The following is a 22003-nucleotide window of genomic DNA, read 5'->3' on the forward strand; positions in this document are numbered from 1 at the left end:
TCCGCGTACATACGAAAGCGAATGCGCATCAGAGCAGCCCTAGCGTAGACGCCTTGAGGGTCGCCGCGGCACGTGTCGAACATTCGAGCTTGCGGAACGCCTTCTCGACATGGGTGCGCACCGTGCTCGGACTCATCGCGAGCGCCTGTGCGACCTGCTTGTTGCTCGCGCCACGGGAGATCGCCCGCAGGACGTCGATTTCCCGTGCGGACAGGCGCGGGCCAGCGGCCGACGCGCCCGTGGCGATGCGCCGGAGCACGGGCGCCTCGCCCGTCACGAGCGCGGCCACCACTTCGCCGCATAGCCGGCCGCACACAACTTCTTCCTGCAACTGGCCGGCGGCGGCCGCATCGCTCAACGCCGCGCGCCACGGACGCGCCGAGCGCAACGCGACCCACGCCAGCGACGCCGCCAGCACGCGCGCTTCCAGCGTCAGCGCCGCATCGCGCGCGCCGCGGAAATAGCCCGAACCGTCCTGCCGCTCGTACGCATACGACGCAAGCATCGCGGCTTCGCCGAGCGCGCCCGTCTGCCTGCCGGCGCGCTCGGTCCAGTACGGCACGAGTCGCACCTTTTCCCATGCGCTCGCAGGCAGCCGCGTCGGCAAATTCCACACGTCGTTCGGCACCGCGGCCCGGCCGATGCCATGAATCAGTCCGGCACGGTACACGCGTTCGCGCGCGGCTTCGTCCGGCGACAGACGGCCGTAGCACGCGGCCGCCGTCGCGGCGACCGAACGCGAAAAACCCGTCATCCACGGCAATTTCAGATCGATGACGTCCGCAATCAATTCGGCGGACGTCGCGCCCTGCATGTCCGGCGTGGCCAATGCGGCATCCAGGTCGGCGGGCGCCATGTGCTCGAGCGCCGCCAGCCAGCGCGGTGCGTCGCGCGTAGCCTTCTCGACGAGCGCGGCCGGATAGCGTGACTCCGCGCGTTGACCGATCAATTCGAGGGCCTGCTCGATGCCGTACGTGCGGCTGAGCACGTCGAGGTCCCCCGCCAGCGCGACGATCGACACGGCGGGCGGCACCTGTTCGCGCACGAGCCGAGCAGGCAGCCCGTTGCCGTCCCAGGTTTCGAAAATGTGCCGCAGCGCGGTTTCCGTCGCGCTGGACAGACCGAGTATTCGCGCCACCTCGCCCGAGACTTCGCAATGAATCTGCGCGAGCGGGATCAGCGCGGCACCCGCGCCGCCGACCGCTTCAGCCACGCCGGGCCGGCTCTCGAGCATCGAGGCGCGGATCGCGATGTCGTCGCCGAATACCTGCGCGAAGCCCGCGGCGTTCGCCGTGCAGCCCGACCAGCGCAACAGCGCCACCTCGCGAGCCGTGTCGCACACCGAGGCATCGAATCGTGCCGCGTGCGCGAGCTGCGCCGCCAGCCAGGCGGTGCGCGGCGAATGGTCGGTCGGCTGGCCCATGCTGAGGTCGCCGATGAAGGCCAGCGCGCGTACGGCGTCGACTATGCGCAGCGGGGCGTGGCGGGCTTCGGCGTCGGGCATCGGGTGGGCGCAGACATTCGCGAGGGCGGGAAAACGATCATACGCGACGGCGTCGCGGCGTGCATGAGCATGCGCGCCGGCGGCGCGCCGTGGCCAAGCCGGTGCGATGTTGGCCCTCGTCGGTGCAAGCCGCCTGTGGCCTTCGCCATCGGACATCTGACCGATGGCGGCAGGCGCGGACCATTGCGATACTCGGTGCACTGGAGATCCGGCCGGCGCCGCCCCCGAATCCGCACTGCGGACATGCTGCATGCCGGCCGGAACGAGTTCAATGCAAAAGGAATACAAATGACTGATCGCTACCCCGAATTCCATGCGCCTGCCGACGAACACTGGCTGAAACGGTATTACTTTTCCCGGGCAGTGTTCTCGCTGATCTGGGTCGCGCTGGCGTTTTCCGTCGGCCGGCAGAGCGCGGCCGGCGCCGCGGTCCTGCTGGTCGTTTATCCGGCCTGGGATGCGCTCGCCAATTTCGTCGACCTGTCCCGCAGCGGCGGGATGGCGGCAAACCGCACGCAGGCGGTGAACGTCGCGATCAGCGTCGTCACGACACTGGCGGTATTTCCGGCGTTGAGTGCGGGCCTGCCGGCGGTACTCGCGGTGTTCGGCGTGTGGGCGATTCTGTCTGGCGCGCTGCAGCTCGGCACCGCCGTGCGGCGGTGGAAGCATGCCGGTGCGCAGTGGGTGATGGTGCTGAGCGGCGCGCAATCGGCGCTGGCCGGGTTGTTCTTCATTTTGCAAAGCCACGCGCCGATGCCGCCGGCGATCGTCAAGATCGCGGGTTACGCGGGAGTGGGTGCGCTTTATTTCCTGATATCCGCCATTTGGCTGCAGGTGCGGGGGATGCGGCGCAGGGTGTCGTAAGCGGTTGATCGAAAATGAAGATGTCACTGCACGGATTGTCATCGCCGTGCTTGCGGGCAACGTAAAGCGTCGTGCAAAGCATGCGCTCTTGCAGACGATCGTAGTCGTGAAAACAGGGTTTGTTTTGCGGTCGCGAACGGCTCTGAACGACCCGAAGCGGTCGGTCGGATTCGCCGGTAGCAGACATTCGCCGCGGAGTCAGGGCGCTGGTAGGATGCGAAATTTGATCGAGATGCCTCGCAATGAACCGATGAAATTCGAAGCTGAGGGTAAGGCGGGGATCACCACTCCTAGTCCAGCCCAAATCACAAAGGGGATCCGGACTTTGAGAAGCTACGGGAAGTCATCTTATGCGTCGTTGACCGATCCAGAAGGCAACTATGTTCAGGTGGCCGGCGGTGGCGTTAGTTGCCTGATCGAGCGTTTCGAAGTCAACGCGTCGCAACGATGGAGAGCATTCCACGATAGACCTTCCCCAGTGCGCCCAGATGGCACGCTCCTTGTCTTCCGAGCGGGAAGCATCCTGATGCGTGCAGATGAATGGTTCATATCTGATCAGGTTCTGGAAGTCTTCCTAGCCTTTCTCAAAGGCACGCCGTTCCCGGAAAATGTCCAATGGAGGCCATCCGTGGGCTTTTGACCTCTCAGGTTTGGTGAACATCGCGTGTCCGATACGCATAATCCGACCTGAGCAGACCTCAGATTTGTCGAAAGCAGCCGTTTATATATTTTTCCCGTGTCGTCAGGAAATCATCCATGCTCGCGAAAAGCATCGCATTTTTTATCGTGTGCACGTTGCCGTGCACGTCGTTTTCCCAGACTGATTCGTCGCGATTGGTACGCCCTGCCAGCCAACGTGAAATAGAGGGTGACTGGCAACTGGCGCGTTTCCCCGATGCACTCCAGGCGAAAATTCTTCGGGCGAACCCATGGCCATCAGAGTGTCAGTGGTTCGCTTACCGGAAAGATGGTGTATTCAAGAGCTTGAGCCGACCAGCTGCGCCTTGTCCTCCACTAACGGCTACCGACATGGACGCCCCGCCGTTTGCCTCACCACCGAATCTGCCAGAAATTTCATGGAAGTACGAAACAGTCGAGGCGAGTGGAGAAGGCTATATCGTCATAAGTCGCTCAGATAAGAAGGGTTATCACGAGATATGGCAAGCCGACATCGTTCAGAACAGCTTCCAGAAAGGCGATATCGACTTCGTGCAAGGCGACCTAATTCTCTCCCTTGTTGACCCCAAATCAAACAAGGCTCTCTGGTATCGCCATCTTCGGCATCTCGATTGACGCGATAGGCCACACGGTGTTTGTTGGCCGATTGTCGACAACCAAAGTCCGAATGACGAACGACCGGACAGCCGCCCGACACGTTTGACCGTCACCTCCCCGGAGAAACCGCCAGCCCCTGCGCAAACCAGCCTTTCGCACCGGTCGGTGCGCCCGGCGCGACCTGCATCCCTACCGCCTACTCAACGCCTGAGCCAGCGCATCGCCCGCCGCCAGAATATGCGCGGACAGCGCCGCACACGCCGCGTCCACATCGCCATCGCGTATCGCCTGCACGATGTCCCGATGCTCGTCGTTCGAGCGGTCCTGCCAGTCCAGTTGCTGCCACGTCGCATACAGATGCCGTGAACTGGCCCGATGCATGTCGCCAATCGCGGCGACGAGCCGCGGCATCCCGCACCGCGCGGTCAATGCGCGATGAAACCTCAGGTTCAGCGTGCCGAGCACAGCTATGCCGTGCGCCGCCGACTCCTGATCGAGGATCGCATCGAGTTCCTCCAGCGCATGTGCATCAAGAGCGGGCATCGCCTCCCGCAGCGCCAGCGCCTCGAAAGCAGCGCGCATCTTCGCCATTTCAAGCACGTCCGCCGACTCGAGCGGCGCCGCCCGCACGCCCCGCCGCGGCTCCACCACGGCCAACCCCTGCGCTTCCAGCCGTCTGAACGCCTCGCGTACCGGCACATGGCTCGCGCCGAACTCCGCCGCGATGTGGTCCTGACGCAGCCACTCCCCCGGCGCGATGACGCCCGAGATGATGCGGTCCGCCAAGGCGGCAGCGATCCGATCGGCCAGCGAGCGATCCTCCTTGACTTCAAAGTTCATTCCTACCACCATGCATATATTATCTATTAAATTGTAACAAAACCGGAGGCTCGATGCGCCACCACCGTCCTGTGCGCCTGCAGCACATTGCCGGCATCGGCGTCGATCGCATGGGTTCGATCGCCGATCATGCCGACGTCGACCTTTTGCGACTCGAAAATCTCGACACCGACATCCCACCCACTTCCGAGGCGCTCGCGTTCACCCGAGAGGCCATCCAGCGAGACTCGGCCAACTCCTATTTGCCGTTCGTCGGTCAGGACCGGCTGCGCGCGAGCGCTGCCGCCCACGTGTCGGCGCTGTCGGGGCAGCGCTTCACGGCCGACCAGGTGGTGGTGTCGGCGGGCGGGCTCTCCGGCATTCTGAACACGCTGCTCGCCACCGTCGAGACGGGCGATGAAGTCATCGTCACCGACCCGACGTACGCAGGTCTGCTGAACCGCGTCCGCCTGGCGGGCGGCGTGCCGCGCCAAGTCCCATTCACCTTCACGCCGGGCGGCGAATGGAAGCTGGACCAGGCCGCGCTGCGCGCAGCAATCGGCCCGAAAACGCGGGCCATGCTGCTGATGTCTCCGTCGATGCCTTCGGGCGGGTTCTTCGATGCGTCCGACTGGCAACTGATCGCGAGCCTGTGTGTGGAGAACGATCTGCTGCTGATCCTCGACAGCGCGATGGAACGGCTGCTCTTTGATGGACGCGAGGTCATCCATCCCGCCGGCCTGCCCGGCATGGCCGAGCGTACGGTCACGGTCGGCGCCGCGTCGAAAGAGTTGCGCATGATTGGCTGGCGGGTCGGCTGGATCGTCGCGCCGGAATGGCTGATTCCGGATCTTGTGGCCGTGTCGCTCGCCAATGTCGTGGTGCCGGTCGGCATTGCCCAGGAGGCCGCGGCGGTGGCGCTCGAACACTCCGCATCCGATCTGCCTGGCTATGTGAGCGAACTCGAGAGACGGCGGGATGCGGTCGCCGCCGAACTGTCGGGGCTCCCGTTCGGCATGCCGGCGGGCGGCTGGTCGATGCTGCTGCGCGTGTCCGATTTCGGCCTGACCGGATCGCAGATGTCGGAGCGGCTGCTCCGCCGCGGCGTGTGTGCGACGGCCATGACCGGATGGGGTGCCGCACACGGCGAGCAGTACGTCCGTTTCGTGTTCTCGAACGAACCGGTCGAGCGGTTGCGTACGCTCGGGGGCAAAGTGCGCTTCGCACTGGAAGACGCATGACGGCCGCTCACGAGAAAGCGGCGTCGCGCGCAGGGCGTCACTGGCCGGAGGTATCCGGAATTCCGTGTGTGATGGTCGAGCGAACTCACACGAGATCAATCCACGTGACGCGATGCATCCGGTGCCGGGGCGACGCGATGCCCCAGCCCCGGCCGGACGTCACGTCGCGCGAACGCCCTACCGCCCCGCCGGCGGCCGCAGAATGTCGCGCGGAATCGACGCGATCAGCACGCAGCTGACCAGCAGGCAGGCGCCCAGCGCATAAGTCCCGTTGTTGATGTTGCCGGTCATCTGCTTGGCGACGCCGGTGATCATCGAGCCCGTGAAGCCGGACAGGTTCCCCACCGAGTTGATCAGCGCGATGCCGGCGGCCGCAGCCGTGCCGGACAGGATCTGCCCCGGGAAGGTCCAGTAGATCGGCATCAGCGCGAGGATGCCGCACGTGGCGATGGTCAGGAATACGATCGACAGCGCCACGTTCTGCGCGAACGCCGCGCTCAGGATCAGGAACACGCCGCCGATCAGCGCGGGAATGGCCGCATGCAGGCGGCGTTCGCCGGTCTTGCGCGAGTGCGACGCGTTCCACACCATCGCGAAGATCGCCGTCAGGTACGGAATGGCCGTCAGCACACCGATGTGCAGCGGGCTGCGCACGCCCGACGCGCGGATGATCGACGGCAGCCAGAAAGCCAGCCCGTAGAAGCCGGTATTGAACGTCAGCAGGATGAAGGTGAGCAGCCAGACGCGCGGGCTGCGCAGCGCGGCGCCGATGCTGTGCGACTTGTGCGCGGCCTCGGATTCGAGGTTGCGCGACAGCACCGCTTTTTCGTCGGCGGACAGCCACTTCGCCGTCTGCGGCCCGTCGCCGAGGCAGGCCAGCACGATGAACGCGACCACGATCGACGGCAGCCCTTCGAGCAGCAGCATCCATTGCCAGCCGCTCATGCCCGACAGGCCGTGCGTCTGCTCCATCAGCCAGCCGGACAGCACGCTGCCGAGCGTCAGGCTCAGCGGGATCGCGACCAGGAAGCCCGACATCGCCACGCTCTGGCGCCGCGCCGGGAACCAGTAGTTCATGTACAGGATGACGCCCGGGAAAAACCCCGCTTCGCACAGCCCCAGCAGGAAGCGCAACGTGTAGAACATCGTGGTCGTCTGCACGTGGAAGAACTGCGCGAGCGGTACGATGAACGCCATCGACGACGACACGATGCCCCACGTGATCATGATCCGCGCGATCCAGAAGCGCGCGCCGTAGCGGTGCAGCAACAGGTTGCTGGGCATCTCGAACAGGAAATAGCCCCAGAAGAAGATGCTGGCGCCGAGCGCATAGACGCCGTCGCTCAGGTTCAGGTCGTCGAGCATCTGCAGCTTCGCGAAGCCCACGTTGACGCGGTCCAGGTAAGCCACGACGTAACAGAGCAGCAGCAACGGCAGGATGCGCCGCATGACCTTGCGGTAAAGGGCGTCTTCGGACGAGTCGGCCGCGGCCGGTGCGGCAGCGGCCTGCGTAAGGGATGGCATCGGTCTGTCTCCTGATTGTGTCGATCTTCTTCGTACCGTCGCGTGCGCTTCGCGCATCGATGTTACCGATAACATCCGGTGGCAAAAAAAAGCCGACGATGCGACGGGAGCGATCGGCATGCTGATACCGGTAACAAAACTGAAGGTAGCATACTGCGATACGCGCGTACAAGTGCCGCCGAACGCGTGGTTTCCCTAGTACGGCCCTCATCGCGACGGGCACGCCGCGACCGTGCCTGCGCGGTATGCCGCACCGGTATGATGTAGCCTTTCCGGCCTTCCCCTGATCGCGATTCCGATGCCCAGTCCCACCGCCGTCCGGCCCGCCGGGCCGCCCCGCATGTCCGACGTAGCGCGCCTCGCCGGCGTATCGAAGATGACGGTGTCGCGCGTGCTCGCCGGCCACAGCGTGGCCGCCGAAACGCGCGCACGGGTCTGCGAGGCCATCGACCAGCTCGGCTACGTGGCGGATGCCGCCGCCGGCGCGCTGTCGTCGGGGCGCTCGGAATTCGTCGCGGTGCTGGTGCCGTCGCTGTCGAGCTCCAACTTCTCGGACACCGTGCGCGGCCTCACCGACGCGCTCGAGCCGCACGGTCTGCAACTGCTGCTCGGCGATACCGACTACGACCTGGAACGGGAAGAACGGCTCGTGCGATCGATGCTGCGACACCAGCCGCGCTGCATCGCGCTGACGGGATCGCAGCACACCGACGCGACGCGCAAGGTACTGGAGCGCTCGGCGATTCCCGTGGTCGAGATGTGGGACCTGCCCACGCGCCCGATCGACACCGCCGTCGGCTTTTCGAACGTGCGCGCCGCCCGTGCGATGGTGCGCCACCTGGCCGAGCGCGGTTATCGGCGCATCGGCTTTCTGGTCGGCGCGAGCGAGCTGGATCGCCGCGGCCTGGACCGGCTCAAGGGCTACCAGGCGGAGATCAAGGCGCTGGGCCTGGGCGAACCGCGCGTCGTGCGGCTGGGCGAATCGCCGATCACGATGAGCCACGGCGGGCCCGCGATGGCCGCGCTGCTGGAGCAATGGCCGGATACCGACGCGGTGATGTGCGTGAGCGACATGTCCGCATTCGGCGCGATCATGGAGTGCCACCGGCGCGGGCTCGCCGTGCCTGCCGACATCGCCGTGGCCGGCTTCGGGAACTTCGAAGTCGCGACGTGCTGCCACCCGACCATCACGACCGTATCGGTCGACGCGTACGGCATCGGGCTGCGCACCGGCGAAGCATTGCTGGCGGCGCTGCAAGCGCGCGACGGCGGCGAGCGCACCGAATCGAAAAGCATTCGCATCGACTACACGATCATCGCGCGGGAAAGCGCCTGACGGGCCGACGGCCGCGCGCATTCCAGTACGCGACGCGTGCGGCCTCGTACCGCCCCTACCCCACGCCTTCGCCACGCGCGCACGAAATCCCTTCCGTGACGCAAAAAACCCGTGCTAACATCCAAGCGATGTTACCGGTATCATCCGGCACGCAAAATGAAAAAGGTCCTCAGGAGACAGCCTGCCATGTCACACACCCCTCGCCGCCTGCGCAGCCAGGAATGGTTCGACGACCCCGCGCACGCAGACATGACCGCGCTCTATGTCGAGCGCTTCATGAACTACGGGTTGACGCGCGAGGAACTGCAGTCGGGCCGCCCGATCATCGGCATCGCGCAGACGGGCAGCGACCTCGCGCCGTGCAACCGCCACCACATCGAGCTCGCCGAGCGCACCAAGGCCGGCATCCGCGACGCGGGCGGCATTCCGATGGAGTTCCCCGTGCATCCGCTGGCCGAGCAGAGCCGCCGGCCCACCGCCGCGCTCGACCGCAACCTCGCCTACCTCGGGCTGGTCGAGGTGCTGCACGGCTTTCCGCTGGACGGCGTGGTGCTGACGACCGGCTGCGACAAGACCACGCCCGCGTGCCTGATGGCCGCGGCCACCGTCGACATGCCCGCGATCGTGCTGTCGGGCGGCCCGATGCTCGACGGCTGGCACGAGGGCAAGCGGGTCGGCTCGGGCACGGTGATCTGGCATGCGCGCAACCTGCTCGCGGCGGGCGAGATCGACTACGAAGGCTTCATGCAGCTGACCACGGCTTCGTCGCCGTCGATCGGCCATTGCAACACCATGGGCACCGCGCTGTCGATGAACAGCCTCGCCGAGGCGCTGGGCATGTCGCTGCCCGGCTGCGCGAGCATTCCCGCCGCCTATCGCGAGCGCGGCCAGATGGCTTACGCGACCGGCAAGCGCGCGGTCGAGCTCGTCCGCGAAGACCTTCGCCCGTCGACGATCATGACGCGCGCGGCATTCGAGAATGCGATCGTCGTGGCCTCCGCGCTGGGCGCATCGACCAACTGCCCGCCGCACCTGATCGCGATTGCGCGCCACATGGGCGTCGAACTGAGCCTGGACGACTGGCAGCGCCTGGGTGAATCGGTGCCGCTGCTCGTGAACTGCATGCCGGCCGGCGAATACCTCGGCGAGAGCTTCCACCGCGCCGGCGGCGTGCCGGCCGTGCTGCGCCAGCTCGACGCGGCCGGCCTGCTGCGGCGTGACTGCCTGACCGTATCGGGCCGCGCGATCGGCGAGATCGCCGACACCGCGCAGGACGCCGACCGCGACGTGATCCGCACGCCCGACGCGCCGCTCAAGCATGGCGCCGGCTTCATGGTGCTGTCGGGCAACTTCTTCGACAGCGCGATCATGAAGATGTCGGTGGTGGGCGACGCGTTCCGCCGGACCTATCTTTCCGAGCCGGGCGCGGAGAATACGTTCGAAGCGCGCGCGATCGTGTTCGACGGCCCCGAGGACTATCACGCGCGCATCAACGATCCCGCGCTGAACATCGACGAGCGCTGCATCCTCGTGATCCGCGGCTGCGGCACGGTCGGCTACCCGGGCAGCTCCGAAGTCGTGAACATGGCGCCGCCCGCCGAACTGGTGAAGCGCGGCGTGACGTCGCTGCCGTGCCTGGGCGACGGACGCCAGAGCGGTACGTCGGCCAGCCCGTCGATCCTCAACGTGTCGCCGGAAGCCGCGGTCGGCGGCGGCCTCGCGCTGCTGCGCACGAACGATCGCGTGCGCGTCGACCTGAATCGCCGCAGCGTCGACGTGCTCGTCGACGAGGACGAACTCGCGCGCCGCCGCGAAACCGCCAGCTTCACCGTGCCGCAGGCGCAAACGCCGTGGCAGGAACTCTATCGCCGGTTCGTCGGCCAGCTGTCCACCGGCGGCTGCCTCGAACCGGCCACGCTGTACCTGAAGGTGATCGAGCAGCGCGGCAATCCGCGCCATTCGCACTGACCCCACCGCCCCCGACTCTTGCCGAGCTGACCATGCGTACTCCTTCCGTTTCCGACTGCCTGCCGCACGACCTCGACCACGCGCTGCTGATCGGCCGCGTCTGGCGGCACGACGGCGCCCACGCGGGCCCGAGCGTCGTCGCCGTGCGCGGCGGCGAAGTGTTCGACATCACGCGCACCGTGCCGACCACCGCCGACCTGTTCGACCGCGCCGATGCGCTCGCCATCGCGCGCACCGCTGCCGGCGAATCGCTCGGGCGCGTCGAGCCGCTGGTGCAGGCGGCGCTGGACGGCACGCCGGGCGTGACGCACCTGCTTGCGCCGTGCGACGTGCAGGCGATCAAGGCATGCGGTGTCACCTTTGCCGTAAGCCTGATCGAGCGTGTGATCGAGGAACAGGCCGGCGGCGATCCGGCCAAAGCACGGGAGGTGCGCGACACCATCGCCACGACCATCGGCACCGACCTGTCGAAGATCGTGCCGGGCTCGGAAGCCGCGCTGCGCCTGAAGGCGGAACTCGAGCGCCGCGGCGCGTGGTCGCAATACATGGAAGTCGGCATCGGCCCGGATGCCGAGGTGTTCTCCAAGGCGCAGCCGATGTCGGCGGTCGGCTTCGGCGCGGACGTGGGGCTGCTGCCCATATCGGTGTGGAACAACCCGGAGCCCGAGATCGTGCTGGCGGTCGCCAGCGACGGCCGGCCGGTGGGCGCGACGCTCGGCAACGACGTGAACCTGCGCGACGTCGAAGGCCGCTCGGCGCTGCTGCTCGGCAAATGCAAGGACAACAACGGCTCGTGCGCGATCGGCCCGTTCGTGCGGCTGTTCGACGACGGCTTCACGCTCGACAGCGTGCGGCAATGCAGCGTGTCGCTGCGCGTCGACGGCGCGGACGACGGCTTCGTGCTCGACGGCATCAGCCACATGCGCGAGATCAGCCGCGACCCGGCCGACCTCGTCGCGCAGACCTGCGGCGCGCATCATCAGTATCCGGACGGCTTCATGCTGTTCCTCGGCACGATGTTCTCGCCGATCCAGGATCGCGACGCGCCCGGCGGCGGATTCACGCATCACCTCGGCGACCGCGTCACGATCTCCACGCCCGCGCTCGGCGCACTCGTCAACACCGTGCGGCTTTGCACGGAGATCGCGCCGTGGACCTTCGGCGTGCGCGCGCTGTACGCGAATCTCGCGGCACGCGGGCTGCTTGCCTGAACGACACGACAGCGATATCGGCCTGCCCGCCCGCGATCGATCGCGGTCAGCCACGGCGTGAGCGACGCCTCCGCGGACCGGCGCCGGCAACGGGCGCGATCCTGCCCGTTGCCGGCGGGCATGCCGGCCGGGCCGGCCGCGCGGCGCCACCCTGCTCCCCGGTGCGGCGGACGAAGCCGGCGCTCGCCGGCCCGGTTCACCCGGCCATCACGCCGGCACCGCACGCTCCGCCAGCTTGAACTCGCCGACCGTCTGCGCGAGCCGGGCCGCCTGCTCGCGCAGCGACGTCGCGGCAGCCGCCGATTGCTCGACCAGCGCCGCGTTCTGCTGCGTCGTATCGTCGAGCTGCGACACCGCCTGATTCACCTGCTCGAGCCCCGTGCTCTGCTCCTTCGCGGCCACGCTGATTTCGGCGATCACGCTCGTGATGTTGCGCACGCCGTCGACGATTTCGTCCATCGTCGCACCGGCCGTCTGCACGAGCCCGGAGCCACCCTCGATCTTCTCGACCGACGAGTGGATCAGTTGCTTGATTTCGCGCGCGGCCTGCGCGCTGCGCTGCGCGAGCGCACGCACCTCGCCGGCGACGACCGCGAAGCCGCGGCCGTGCTCGTTCGCGCGGGCCGCCTCGACGGCGGCGTTCAACGCGAGAATGTTGGTCTGGAACGCGATGCCGTCGATCACGCCGACGATGTTGGCGATCTCTGCCGACGCCTGCGTGATGTCGTTCATCGTCGAGACGACGTCGCGCACGACCGTGCCGCCCCGCAGCGCGACATCCGACGCCGATTCCGCCAGACGGTTCACCTGGCTCGCCGCATCGGCCGAATTGCGGGCCGTGCCCGCGATCTCCTCGAGCGCCGCGGCCGTTTCCTGCAGGCTCGACGCCGCGTGTTCGGTGCGGGCCGACAGATCCTGGTTGCCCTGGGCGATCTCGGCGCTCGCGAGGTTGACGGACGTGCTGAACTCGCGAATCTGCAACAGGATCGCACTGATCTTCTCGGCGAACGCGTTGAACGCTCGCGCGATCTGCGCGGCTTCGTCCGCGCCGTCGGCGGGCAAGCGCTTCGTCAGGTCGCCGCTGCCGCTCGAAACGTCCGTGAGCGCGTCGCGCACCATCAGGATGCGTTTGAAGGCCGCGTTCGTCATCGCGCCGACGAGCGCGGCGGCGATGCCGGCCACGATCACGATCGCCAACAGCGTCGTCGTCGCGACCGCGCGCATGCCGGCCGTCACGTCGCCCTTGTCGAGCGCGAGCACCAGCGACCAGTCGGTGCCGGCGATCGGTTGTGCGCGCATCAGCTTGGCGGCGCCGTCGATATCGACCGCGACGGGCGCGGACGCCGTCTGCAGCGCGCCGAGGCGATCGGCATCGAGTTCCGGCGACAGACCGGTGGCCGGCTTCATGATCAGGTCGGTCTTGGCCGACGCGATCACGCGGCCGCCCTTGTCCACCAGGAACGCGAAGCTCGCCGGCGTCGGGTGAACGGAAGTCACGATCGAGCTCACGCTCTCCATGAACAGGCTGGCTGCCAGCACGCCCTTCACCGCGCCGTCGCGCACCACCGGCACCGCGAACGCGACGGCCGGCTTGCCGCTCGTCGCATCGCGGTAGAGCGCCGTCACGACCAGATGGCCCGCGCCGACGGCCTGCTTGTACCAGGGCCGCCCGGTCGGATCGTAGCCGGGCGCGAGCGGCACGTTCGAGAACGCCGTCTTGTCCGGCAGGCCGAGCGTCAGCACCTCGAAGCCGCCCGACTTGCCGAGCAGCTTCAACGCCGGCACCGGGTCGCCCTCGCCGATCGTGATCGTATCCGCGAGCGCCTGGGTTTCGCGCGACCGGCTGGCCACCCATTCGTCGATCGCCAGCGCGTGGCCGGCGAGGATCGACTTGTGATTCTGGTCGATGGCCTCGTCGTTGTGGGTCTTGACGACGTAATAGACGAGCCCACCGGTGACGGCCAGCGCCGTCACTACGATGGCGACACACGTCGCCAGTATCCGTGCGCGAATTGATGACAGCATGATGACTTCGGTCTCCGTTACCGCGTGATTGAACTGGATCGCTGAACAGGGCGACCCTGATCCGTTTAACGGCACCGGAGGCGGGAAGTTGAGCGATGCCGGCAGGACGGCGGCACGCAGGAGGCCGCAAGACGCGCTATCGCGCGAAGCGCGAACATGGATACCGGTTGTAGCGTGCGGATCCGGAGCCGTTCGCGCGCTCGGCGTGACGAACGCGGACCGCGGTCGAATTTTTTTTGACGTCAGGCAACACGCAAACGATTGCCCGGAGAGCCCGTCCTAAACTGTTCGTTCTCCATTCCGTTAATCAGGAAATCTATTTGATACTCCCAACTGGATTCCTCCTATGAATGATCGACGATTGACGGTTCGCATGAAGCTGACCATGGCTTTCGGACTTCTTACATGCCTGGTCGTGCTCGTCTCGCTCCTCGGCATCATCTCGCTCGGCAACGCAAACGATGCCTTCGAGAATTACGTCAACGGCACCAACGCCCGCGCGAACCTGGCGGACAAGATTCGCTTCGCCGTCGACCGGCGCGCGATCGCCGCCCGCAACCAGGTCCTCGCGGCCAGCCCGCGCGATGCGGACCTCGAGAAGGAAGCGGCGCTGCAGGCCGACCGCGAAGTCGGCATGCTGATGAGCGAACTGACGAATGCGGTCCGCGACGGAAGCGGCGCGTCCGACAAGTCTCGCGAACTGGTTCGGCAAATCGGGGCGATCGAGACGCAGTACGGCCCCGTGGCGCGCGCCATCGTCGACGCGGCGGCGAACAACCGGCGCGACCAGGCGATCACGATGATCAACGAACAGTGTCGACCGCTGCTGGCGCAGCTTGTGGCGGCCACCGACACGTATGCGAAGTACTCGCGCTCGCGGGCCGACCAACTGGTGAAGGAATCGGACGACCGTTATACCTCGCGCCGACTGATGCTGATCGCCATCTGCATCGCCGCCGCAGCAGCAGCCGCGCTCTCGGGCCTCTTCATCACCCGCGGCCTGCTGCGCGCGCTGGGCACCGAGCCCGCCGTGCTCAGCGATATCGCCGGCCATATCGCCGCCGGCGATCTCGGCGCCGAATCCGCGACCGGCGCCGCGCCGGCCGGCAGCGTGCTGGCATCGATGCGCGACATGCAGGCGAACCTGATCCGCCTGATCTCGGAAGTCCGTACCGCATCGGGCAACGTCGCGACCGGCGCCGGCGAAATCGCGTCCGGCAACCAGGACCTGTCCTCCCGCACCGAACAGCAGGCCGCGTCGTTGCAGGAAACCGCGTCGAGCATGGAGCAACTGACGTCCACCGTGCGCCTGAACGCCGACAATGCGCAACAGGCAAGCGGCCTGGCCAACAACGCATCGGAGGTCGCGCAGCGCGGCAGCTCGGCGGTCGGCCTGATGGTCGACACGATGACCGACATCAGCTCGAGTTCCGCCAAGATCGCCGAGATCACCGGGATCATCGAAGGGATCGCGTTCCAGACCAACATCCTCGCGCTCAACGCGGCCGTGGAGGCCGCCCGCGCCGGCGAACAGGGCCGCGGCTTCGCGGTGGTGGCGAGCGAAGTCAGAAGTCTCGCGCAGCGTTCGTCGAGCGCCGCGAAGGAAATTCGCGAGCTGATCTCGCAATCGGTCCGGAAAATCCAGGACGGCTCGCATATCGCGAACACCGCGGGGGACACGATGAGCGAGGTCACGCACGCGATCTCGCGCGTGACCGACATCATGGGCGAGATCGCCGCGGCGTCGAGCGAACAGAGCCGCGGCATCGAGCAGGTCAATCTCGCCATTACGCAAATGGACGAGGTCACCCAGCAGAATGCGGCGCTCGTCGAGCAGGCAGCGGCCGCCTCGAAATCGCTCGAGGAACAGGGGAACCGGCTTGCCGAGGCCGTCTCGCTGTTCCGGCTGGACACGCGCACGGCAAGCGCGTAAGCCAGCTCCCGCCACCCTGTATCGGTGACGGACGACGCATCGATTCCGGCGTCCGTCATGTTCAGTACAGGAAATTAACCAGATAGTGGGAATTTTCGCCCGCTGCGTACGACGCGAAACAATTCCGTAACGACCGTGTAACGATCGCTCACCACAATCCTCCGTCTTCTACCCTCAGGATGGAGTTGTGCATGTTTGCGTCACCAAGCCGTTTCCCGCTGCACGTCGCGGCATTGTCGAGTGCGCTCGTATTGGCTGCCTGCGGCGGCGGCGACGACGTCGCGCCGACCGCCACGATCGCCGCGGCCGTTCCGGCGCCGCCCGCCGACCCCGGCTTCGTCGACAGCGCGCCGATCCCGAGCGCGCCCGCTTTCGTCGACAACATCGCGACCAACCAGCGCGGCGATGCGCGCTATGCGACGCTCTCGACCAACGCCGCGGTGCGCGTGTTGAGCCGTTTCCTCGATCTCTGGCAGCCGGCGACGATGCTGGTCGACGCGGGCGTGAGCGCGCCGGCGAACGGCGCGTTCCCGGCCATCTCGCCGTCGACCTGCTCCGGCCTGCCGAACAGCGGCGTGCCGTGCGGCACGATCCTGAACGATGCGGTGCTGTCGGCCAACGTGCAGTACGTGGTCAATGCGACGACCGCCCGCACGCCGCAGCAGGCCGATGCCGCGTACTACGACGACCGGCGCGGCAAGGGATACAGCGTGACCGACGGCATGGGCCCGCTCACCGCCGCATGGCGCACCGCGGCCCAGCAGACGACCAGCATCACCAGCGTGCCCGCCGATGCGACGACCGTGCTGTACAACGACTCCGGCAACAACGTCGGCGTCGGCAGCAGCAGCGGCAACGCCAGCTTCGGGAAGGTCGTCGACCTGCTCAACGAAATGGGCAACAACGCATCGACCGAACCGTCGAAGCGCTTCTTCAAATATGCGCGCCCGTACCGCTGGAGCTCCAGCGTGGTCGTCGCGCCGACGCTCGTGCCGGCCGAAAGCACGACGCCCGCGACCGACGGCGGCTTCATCAGCGGCCACACGGCCGAAGCGATGCGCGATGCGACGACGATGGCGTGGCTCGTGCCGGAACGCTTCCAGGAAATGGTCAGCCGCGGCCTCGAACTCGGCGAGAACCGGATTCTCGCCGGCATGCATTCGCCGCTCGACGTGATCGGCGGGCGCATGCTCGCGATGGCCGTCAGCGCGGCGAACCTGACCGCGTATGCCAGCGACGCGCAAGCCGCCTACACGCAAGCCCATCAGACGCTGCAACAACTGACGGGGACGAGCGCCACGACGTTCTCCGCATTCGCGCGCTCCGGCACGACGGCCACCGACCGGTTCGCCGACTACACGGCGAACAAAGCCGCGTTCCTGCGCCGCATGACGTTCGGCTTCAGCGCGATCGAATCGACGAACGCACCGCCGGTCGTGCCGAAGGGCGCGGAGATCCTGCTGCAGACGCGCTTCCCGTATCTGAGCGCCGACCAGCGACGCGTCGTGCTGAAGACGACCGAACTGTCGTCCGGCTATCCGGTGATGGACGATGCGGAAGGCTGGGGCCGCCTGAACCTGTTCACGGCCGCCGACGGCTACGGCGCGTTCAACGGCAACGTGATCGTGTCGATGGATGCGTCGCAGGGCGGGCTCAATGCCGCCGACCTGTGGCGCAACGACGTCGCGGGCGCCGGCAAGCTGACGCTGCAAGGCAGCGGCACGCTGACGCTGGCGGGCAACAACGCCTACACCGGCGGCACGCAGGTGAGCGGCGGCACGCTGGCGGCCGCGTCGCCGACGGCGTTCGGCACGGGCGACGTGTACGTCGGCTCGGGCGGCAGCGTGCGGATCGCGGCGGCCGCGCCGGTGACGATCGCCACCCGCTACACGCAGCTCGACAACACGACGCTCGAACTCGACATCGACGGCAACGGCGGTGGGCTTCTGCGCGTGGGCGGCCCGCTCACCGTCACGGGCGGCACGCTGCACGTGAAATTCGTGAACGGCTACGCACCGAAGGCAGGCGACACCATCGCGCTGATCGACGGTGCGGCGGGTGCCGCGAAGTTCGCGACGGTGACGGTCGACGGGTTCAAGGCCACGCCGGTCTACACGGCGACGGGCGTGTCGATCAAGCTGTCGGCGGCGTAACCGGCAGCGAAGATCGTTCCTGCAACGGCGCCGCCCACGGGCGGCTTCGGCTTCGGCTACGCGAGGCGGCCGGAGGCTGCCATGCCGGCGCCGTCCGGGCCGGATCGCGTACCGAAGCGCCGTTGCAGTTCGATGATCGTCGGCAGGTTGAAATCGTGAACGTCCGGCGCGGCGGCGCCCTGCCGCCGGCTGACCTCCACGCAGAGCTCCAGCGCACGGGCCCGCGTCTCGGCGAGCAACCGCAGCGCTTCGCCGAGCAACCCCTTCTCCAGTTCCGACAGCGAGCCGTCGTGACCGGCTTCGCCGATCGCCGGCTCGCTCATGCTGGTTTCCATCGCGGCTTCTCCTTCGCTGTCCGATTGCGCGCGCGGCCGCACGTCGCCTCGCGCGTCACATGACCGCGCCGCGCAGCCACGGCACGAATTCGCGTTCGCCGATGCCGTTGTCCTCGCTGCGCGATCGCCGCCCGGAGGCGACGTCGAGCATCAGCCGGAACAGCCGCTCGCCCGCTTCGTCGACCGAGAGCGAACCGGCGACGATCCCGCCGCTGTCGAAATCCATGTCCGATTGCATCCGCTCGAACAGGCCGCTCGTCGTCGCGATCTTGATCGTCGGCACCGGCTTCGAGCCGAATACCGAACCGCGGCCCGTCGTGAAGCACACGAGATTCGCGCCGCCGGCGATCTGCCCGGTGGCCGACACCGGGTCGTAGCCGGGCGTGTCCATGAACACGAGCCCGGCTTGCCGCACCGGCTCCGCATAGTCGTAGACCGCGCGCAACGGCGAGCGGCCGCCCTTGGACACCGCGCCGAGCGATTTCTCGAGAATCGTCGTGATTCCGCCGGCGAGATTGCCGGGCGACGGGTTGTTGTTCATTTCGCCGCCGTTGTCGGCGACGTAGCGCTCCCACCACTGCAACCGGCCGAGCAGGCGCTCGGCCACGTCGCGCGAGGCCGCCCGCGCGATCAGCAAGTGCTCCGCACCATAGATCTCGGGGGTCTCGGACAGAATCGCGGTGCCGCCGTTGCGGACCAGCAGGTCGACGGCCGCGCCGAGCGCCGGATTCGCGGTGATGCCCGAGTAGCCGTCGGACCCGCCGCACTGCAGGCCGACCGTCAGCCGCGAGGCCGGCACGACGCTGCGACGCGCGCCGTCGGCCGCCTCCACCAACTCGCGCACGATCGACACGCCTTTGGCCACGGTGTCGCGCACGCCGCCCTCGTCCTGGATCACCAGCGTGCGCACGGTGCCGGGCGCCGCCGCGTCGAGCCGTTCCGCGAGCGCGCCGACCTGGTTCACCTCGCAGCCGAGGCCGACGAGCAGCACGCCGGCGAAATTCGGGTTCCGTGCATAGCCGACGAGCGTGCGCCGCAGCAGTTCGATGCCGTCCCCGCTCGCGGACATCCCGCAGCCGCTCTGATGGGTGATCGCGACGACGCCGTCGACGTGACCGAACGCATCGAGCGCGCCGTGCCGGTATGCATCGGCGATCGCATGACAGACGCTCGCCGAACAGTTGACGCTCGCGATCACGCCGACGTAGTTGCGGGTCCCCACGCTGCCGTCGGGCCGCACGAATCCGTCGAAGGTGTCGCGGCGATCCGCCGCAACGTCGTGCGTGTCGCCCGCAGGCCCATCCTCGCGCGCATGCCGATCAGGCATCCCGACGTTGTGCACGTGCACGTGCTCGCCCGCGGCGATGTCGCGCAGCGCGACGCCGATCGGCTGCCCGCATTTGACGATCGCGTCGCCGCGCGCGATCGGCGCGGTGGCGACCTTGTGGCCGGCCGGCACCGCGGCCGCCGGCCGCAGCGGTGCGCCGCGCACGTCGATCGGCACGTCGGGCGCCAGCGCGTCGAGTGCGACGGCGACGTTGTCGTTGCCGTGAAGGATCACGATTGCCGGTTGTGTCACGATGTACCTCTTCCTGTCGTTGCGATGCCGGCCCCTGGAGCGCCGGCCGCCAGCTCATGGCGGGCGACGAGTTGCCGCAACCGCGATTGTTCGGCCGGCAGCGCCAGCGAATCCGCGAGTGCGAGCAGCGGCTCGATCCGCCGTGCCACCTTCTCGCGATGGTTCACCGCGATATCGGCGATGCGATGCGCGAGAAACGGATTGAGAAAGCGCTCGCGCACGCTGTCGACGTAGCGTTCCGCGGCTTCCCGCAACCCCAGCGCGACGAACACCGGCGCGACTTCATCGCGCCACACGGCTTCGAGACCATCGCGCAGCCGCGCATCGTTCATCGCGTCCAGCACCGTTTCCGATGCGTCACGCCCTGCCGAGAGCCACTGCTCCGCGAGCCAGCTGTGCCCGAGATTGAGGAAGAACAGCTTCAGCCGCTCGTGGCTGCGCAAATCGTCGGTGACGACGATCCGAGCATGCGTGCACGGTAGCGCCATGCCCGCACGTCGTTCGATCGCCCATAGCGCATAAGGCTCCGCGATCGCGCCGACCGGATGAAGCGGCTCGGACACGATGCGGTCGACGAGCGAGTTGATCCATACGCAGCGGTTGCACAGATAGTCGGCGAACGCGTCGGGCAGCCGACACTGGCGCGCGAGGCCCAGCACGATGTCGCGCAGCGTGTCGCCATTGTTCGTCACCAGTTCGCACGGCAGGATGGAAACGCCGTCATCGGGCCGCGCCTGCCAGCGCGCATGCAGCAGCGCGAGCAGCTTCGCCGGGAAACCGTGCGGTGGGTGCTCGGGCCGGGCCAGCAGGTCCGCGGTGTCGCGCGGATCGGCGCGATAGCCTGCGTCGCCGGTGTTCGACACGATCACGCGCACCGTCTCGATCGCGGCGTCGCGTATCTCCGCCCAGTCGCGCTCGGCGTCCCATGCACGATGTACGGCGTGGCACTCGACGACTTCGTCGACCACGCCGCCGCGCTCGCGCCCGCGAATCCGTACCGGATAGCGACCGGTGGCGCGCAGCGCGTCGATGCGAGCGCGGCTGGCCGGATTGCCGGTCGTCTGCACGATGCCGATGCCGCCCATCGCGTTGCCGTCGTCCAGCGCCTGCGAGACGAACAGGTCGACGTGCGCGAGCAGGAAGCGGCTCGTGCCGAACTGCAGGATCGGTGGCGTCATCGCATGCGCTCCGCACGACGGATTCGATCGCTCAGCATTCGACGAGCGCCTTCACGACGGTCTGCCCCGCATCCAGCAAACGCGGCAGCGCGTCCGGCACCTCGTCGAGCCGCATCCGGTGCGTGTTCAGCGCGCGGTCCGGAATGCGCCCCGCGCGCATCGCGTCGAGCACCGTCGCGAAATCCTCGGCCGTCGCATTGCGGCTCGCGAGCAGCGTGGTCTCCCGCTTGTGGAATTCGGGATCCGAAAACGCGACGTGCCCGCGCACGATCGAGATCAACGTATATTTGCCGCCGTGCGCGACGAATTCGAAACCGCGATTCATCGCATCGAGATTGCCCGTCGCGTCGAATACCGCATCGAAATACTCGCCGTTCGTCAACGACGCGAGACGCTCCGTGTCGCCTTCCCCCACCTCCACCGCCGCATCGACCGCCAGATGCTGCCGGCAAAACGCGAGACGGTCGGCCCGCGTGTCGAGGCACGTGACGTCGGCGCCGCGCAGCTTCGCGAAGATCATCGCGGCCATGCCGATCGGCCCGGCGCCGACGACCAGCGTGCGCTGCCCGGCGCGGACGTCCGCGCGCCGCACCGCATGCGCGCCGATCGCGAGAAATTCCAGCATCGCCGCCTGGTCGAGCGAAATGCCGTCGGCCTTGTGAACGAACTGCGCGGGCACGCTCAGGTATTCGGTCAACGCGCCGTCGCGATGCACGCCGAGCACCTTGATGTTCACGCAGCAGTTCGTGTTGCCGTGACGGCAGGCGATGCAATGCCCGCACGACAGATACGGCATCACGTACACCGCGTCGCCGGCGGCGAGCCCCGACTCGGCTTCCGCCTCGACGACCACCGCCGACAGCTCATGGCCCATCACGCGCGGATAGTCGAGGTACGGCTGGTTGCCGGTGAAGATGTGCAGGTCGGTGCCGCAGATGCCGACCCGTTGCACGCGCAACAATACTTCGCCGCTGCCGCGCACGGGCGGTTCGCGATGCTGCACGCGCAGCACGCCGGGGGATTCGCAAATCACGCTGAGCATGTCGGGTTCCTTTCGT

At 67.4% G+C, this 22003-nt stretch carries 17 protein-coding genes; 9 read left to right on the forward strand and 8 right to left on the reverse strand.

Annotated elements, in window-relative coordinates:
- Positions 1-28: 28 nt before the first annotated feature.
- A complete protein-coding gene (locus tag CFB89_RS31325; protein ID WP_089471335.1) occupies positions 29-1504 on the reverse strand; it encodes an HD domain-containing phosphohydrolase in 1476 nt (491 codons plus the stop codon).
- A 288-nt stretch (positions 1505-1792) separates the two neighbouring features.
- Here CFB89_RS31325 and CFB89_RS31330 point away from each other — a divergent pair, with 288 nt between their 5' ends.
- The 3 genes from CFB89_RS31330 to CFB89_RS34625 all read left to right on the forward strand — a co-directional run bounded on the left by CFB89_RS31330 (position 1793) and on the right by CFB89_RS34625 (position 3661).
- Positions 1793-2368, forward strand: coding sequence for a DUF308 domain-containing protein (locus CFB89_RS31330; protein WP_089471336.1), 576 nt, complete (start codon positions 1793-1795; stop codon positions 2366-2368).
- A gap of 250 nt (positions 2369-2618) precedes the next feature.
- The gene (locus CFB89_RS31335) at positions 2619-3008 is read left to right on the forward strand and encodes a hypothetical protein (RefSeq protein WP_089471337.1); all 390 of its coding nucleotides are present in this window, start codon (positions 2619-2621) and stop codon (positions 3006-3008) included.
- 116 nt (positions 3009-3124) lie between these two features.
- On the forward strand, positions 3125-3661 hold the full coding sequence (locus tag CFB89_RS34625) for a hypothetical protein (RefSeq protein WP_144030184.1): 537 nt from the start codon (positions 3125-3127) through the stop codon (positions 3659-3661).
- Positions 3662-3832: 171 nt separating this feature from the next.
- On the opposite strand, the gene CFB89_RS31340 is transcribed toward CFB89_RS34625, so the two are convergent.
- A complete protein-coding gene (locus tag CFB89_RS31340) occupies positions 3833-4483 on the reverse strand; it encodes a GntR family transcriptional regulator (RefSeq protein ID WP_256979812.1) in 651 nt (216 codons plus the stop codon).
- 53 nt (positions 4484-4536) lie between these two features.
- Between CFB89_RS31340 and CFB89_RS31345 the strand changes: the two genes are divergently transcribed.
- A complete protein-coding gene (locus CFB89_RS31345) occupies positions 4537-5703 on the forward strand; it encodes a pyridoxal phosphate-dependent aminotransferase (protein WP_089471339.1) in 1167 nt (388 codons plus the stop codon).
- Between the two features lie 177 nt (positions 5704-5880).
- Here CFB89_RS31345 and CFB89_RS31350 read toward each other — a convergent pair whose 3' ends face one another.
- Complete coding sequence (locus tag CFB89_RS31350) at positions 5881-7227, reverse strand: MFS transporter (protein ID WP_089471340.1); 1347 nt, start codon at positions 7225-7227, stop codon at positions 5881-5883.
- 298 nt (positions 7228-7525) lie between these two features.
- Between CFB89_RS31350 and CFB89_RS31355 the strand changes: the two genes are divergently transcribed.
- The 3 genes from CFB89_RS31355 (at position 7526) to CFB89_RS31365 (ending at position 11742) form a co-directional block, all read left to right on the forward strand.
- Positions 7526-8563, forward strand: a complete 1038-nt coding sequence (locus CFB89_RS31355) for a LacI family DNA-binding transcriptional regulator (protein ID WP_089471341.1) — start codon at positions 7526-7528, stop codon at positions 8561-8563.
- A 186-nt stretch (positions 8564-8749) separates the two neighbouring features.
- Positions 8750-10531 (forward strand): IlvD/Edd family dehydratase, encoded by a 1782-nt coding sequence (locus CFB89_RS31360; protein WP_089471342.1) that lies wholly within the window; start codon positions 8750-8752, stop codon positions 10529-10531.
- 32 nt (positions 10532-10563) lie between these two features.
- Positions 10564-11742 (forward strand): fumarylacetoacetate hydrolase family protein, encoded by a 1179-nt coding sequence (locus CFB89_RS31365; protein ID WP_089471343.1) that lies wholly within the window; start codon positions 10564-10566, stop codon positions 11740-11742.
- A 207-nt stretch (positions 11743-11949) separates the two neighbouring features.
- Here CFB89_RS31365 and CFB89_RS31370 read toward each other — a convergent pair whose 3' ends face one another.
- Positions 11950-13767 (reverse strand): methyl-accepting chemotaxis protein, encoded by a 1818-nt coding sequence (locus CFB89_RS31370; RefSeq protein WP_089471344.1) that lies wholly within the window; start codon positions 13765-13767, stop codon positions 11950-11952.
- Between the two features lie 346 nt (positions 13768-14113).
- On the opposite strand from CFB89_RS31370, the gene CFB89_RS31375 reads away from it, so the two are divergent.
- On the forward strand, positions 14114-15700 hold the full coding sequence (locus CFB89_RS31375; RefSeq protein ID WP_089471345.1) for a methyl-accepting chemotaxis protein: 1587 nt from the start codon (positions 14114-14116) through the stop codon (positions 15698-15700).
- Between the two features lie 191 nt (positions 15701-15891).
- Positions 15892-17853 (forward strand): phosphatase PAP2 family protein, encoded by a 1962-nt coding sequence (locus tag CFB89_RS31380; RefSeq protein ID WP_089471712.1) that lies wholly within the window; start codon positions 15892-15894, stop codon positions 17851-17853.
- Positions 17854-17909: 56 nt separating this feature from the next.
- Here the strand turns inward: CFB89_RS31380 and CFB89_RS31385 are convergent, their stop codons facing one another.
- Genes CFB89_RS31385 through CFB89_RS31400 form a run of 4 tightly spaced genes read right to left on the reverse strand, consistent with a single transcriptional unit; the run spans position 17910 to position 21987 of the window.
- On the reverse strand, positions 17910-18188 hold the full coding sequence (locus CFB89_RS31385) for a hypothetical protein (RefSeq protein ID WP_089471346.1): 279 nt from the start codon (positions 18186-18188) through the stop codon (positions 17910-17912).
- A gap of 55 nt (positions 18189-18243) precedes the next feature.
- The gene (locus CFB89_RS31390) at positions 18244-19767 is read right to left on the reverse strand and encodes a UxaA family hydrolase (RefSeq protein WP_089471347.1); all 1524 of its coding nucleotides are present in this window, start codon (positions 19765-19767) and stop codon (positions 18244-18246) included.
- Positions 19764-20945 carry a D-mannonate oxidoreductase gene (locus tag CFB89_RS31395; RefSeq protein ID WP_089471348.1) on the reverse strand — a complete coding sequence of 394 codons (1182 nt, stop codon included), beginning with the start codon at positions 20943-20945 and terminating at the stop codon, positions 19764-19766. The genes CFB89_RS31390 and CFB89_RS31395 overlap by 4 nt, the downstream gene beginning before the upstream one ends.
- Positions 20946-20976: 31 nt before the next feature.
- A complete protein-coding gene (locus tag CFB89_RS31400; protein WP_089471349.1) occupies positions 20977-21987 on the reverse strand; it encodes a zinc-binding alcohol dehydrogenase family protein in 1011 nt (336 codons plus the stop codon).
- Between the last annotated feature and the right edge of the window lie 16 nt (positions 21988-22003).

The sequence above is a fragment of the Burkholderia sp. AU16741 genome (assembly GCF_002223345.1).
Classification (GTDB): domain Bacteria; phylum Pseudomonadota; class Gammaproteobacteria; order Burkholderiales; family Burkholderiaceae; genus Burkholderia; species Burkholderia sola.

Bases quoted from the DNA above. Each gene is read 5' to 3' on its own strand.
- CFB89_RS31395 (WP_089471348.1), bottom strand. From the start codon at position 20,945: ATGACGCCACCGATCCTGCAGTTCGGCACGAGCCGCTTCCTGCTCGCG.
- CFB89_RS31380 (WP_089471712.1), top strand. From the start codon at position 15,892: ATGTTTGCGTCACCAAGCCGTTTCCCGCTGCACGTCGCGGCATTGTCG.
- CFB89_RS31330 (WP_089471336.1), top strand. From the start codon at position 1,793: ATGACTGATCGCTACCCCGAATTCCATGCGCCTGCCGACGAACACTGG.
- CFB89_RS31385 (WP_089471346.1), bottom strand. From the start codon at position 18,188: ATGGAAACCAGCATGAGCGAGCCGGCGATCGGCGAAGCCGGTCACGAC.
- CFB89_RS31365 (WP_089471343.1), top strand. From the start codon at position 10,564: ATGCGTACTCCTTCCGTTTCCGACTGCCTGCCGCACGACCTCGACCAC.
- CFB89_RS31335 (WP_089471337.1), top strand. From the start codon at position 2,619: ATGAAATTCGAAGCTGAGGGTAAGGCGGGGATCACCACTCCTAGTCCA.
- CFB89_RS31355 (WP_089471341.1), top strand. From the start codon at position 7,526: ATGCCCAGTCCCACCGCCGTCCGGCCCGCCGGGCCGCCCCGCATGTCC.
- CFB89_RS31350 (WP_089471340.1), bottom strand. From the start codon at position 7,227: ATGCCATCCCTTACGCAGGCCGCTGCCGCACCGGCCGCGGCCGACTCG.
- CFB89_RS31340 (WP_256979812.1), bottom strand. From the start codon at position 4,483: ATGAACTTTGAAGTCAAGGAGGATCGCTCGCTGGCCGATCGGATCGCT.
- CFB89_RS31345 (WP_089471339.1), top strand. From the start codon at position 4,537: ATGCGCCACCACCGTCCTGTGCGCCTGCAGCACATTGCCGGCATCGGC.
- CFB89_RS31400 (WP_089471349.1), bottom strand. From the start codon at position 21,987: ATGCTCAGCGTGATTTGCGAATCCCCCGGCGTGCTGCGCGTGCAGCAT.
- CFB89_RS31375 (WP_089471345.1), top strand. From the start codon at position 14,114: ATGAATGATCGACGATTGACGGTTCGCATGAAGCTGACCATGGCTTTC.
- CFB89_RS31360 (WP_089471342.1), top strand. From the start codon at position 8,750: ATGTCACACACCCCTCGCCGCCTGCGCAGCCAGGAATGGTTCGACGAC.
- CFB89_RS31370 (WP_089471344.1), bottom strand. From the start codon at position 13,767: ATGCTGTCATCAATTCGCGCACGGATACTGGCGACGTGTGTCGCCATC.
- CFB89_RS31325 (WP_089471335.1), bottom strand. From the start codon at position 1,504: ATGCCCGACGCCGAAGCCCGCCACGCCCCGCTGCGCATAGTCGACGCC.
- CFB89_RS34625 (WP_144030184.1), top strand. From the start codon at position 3,125: ATGCTCGCGAAAAGCATCGCATTTTTTATCGTGTGCACGTTGCCGTGC.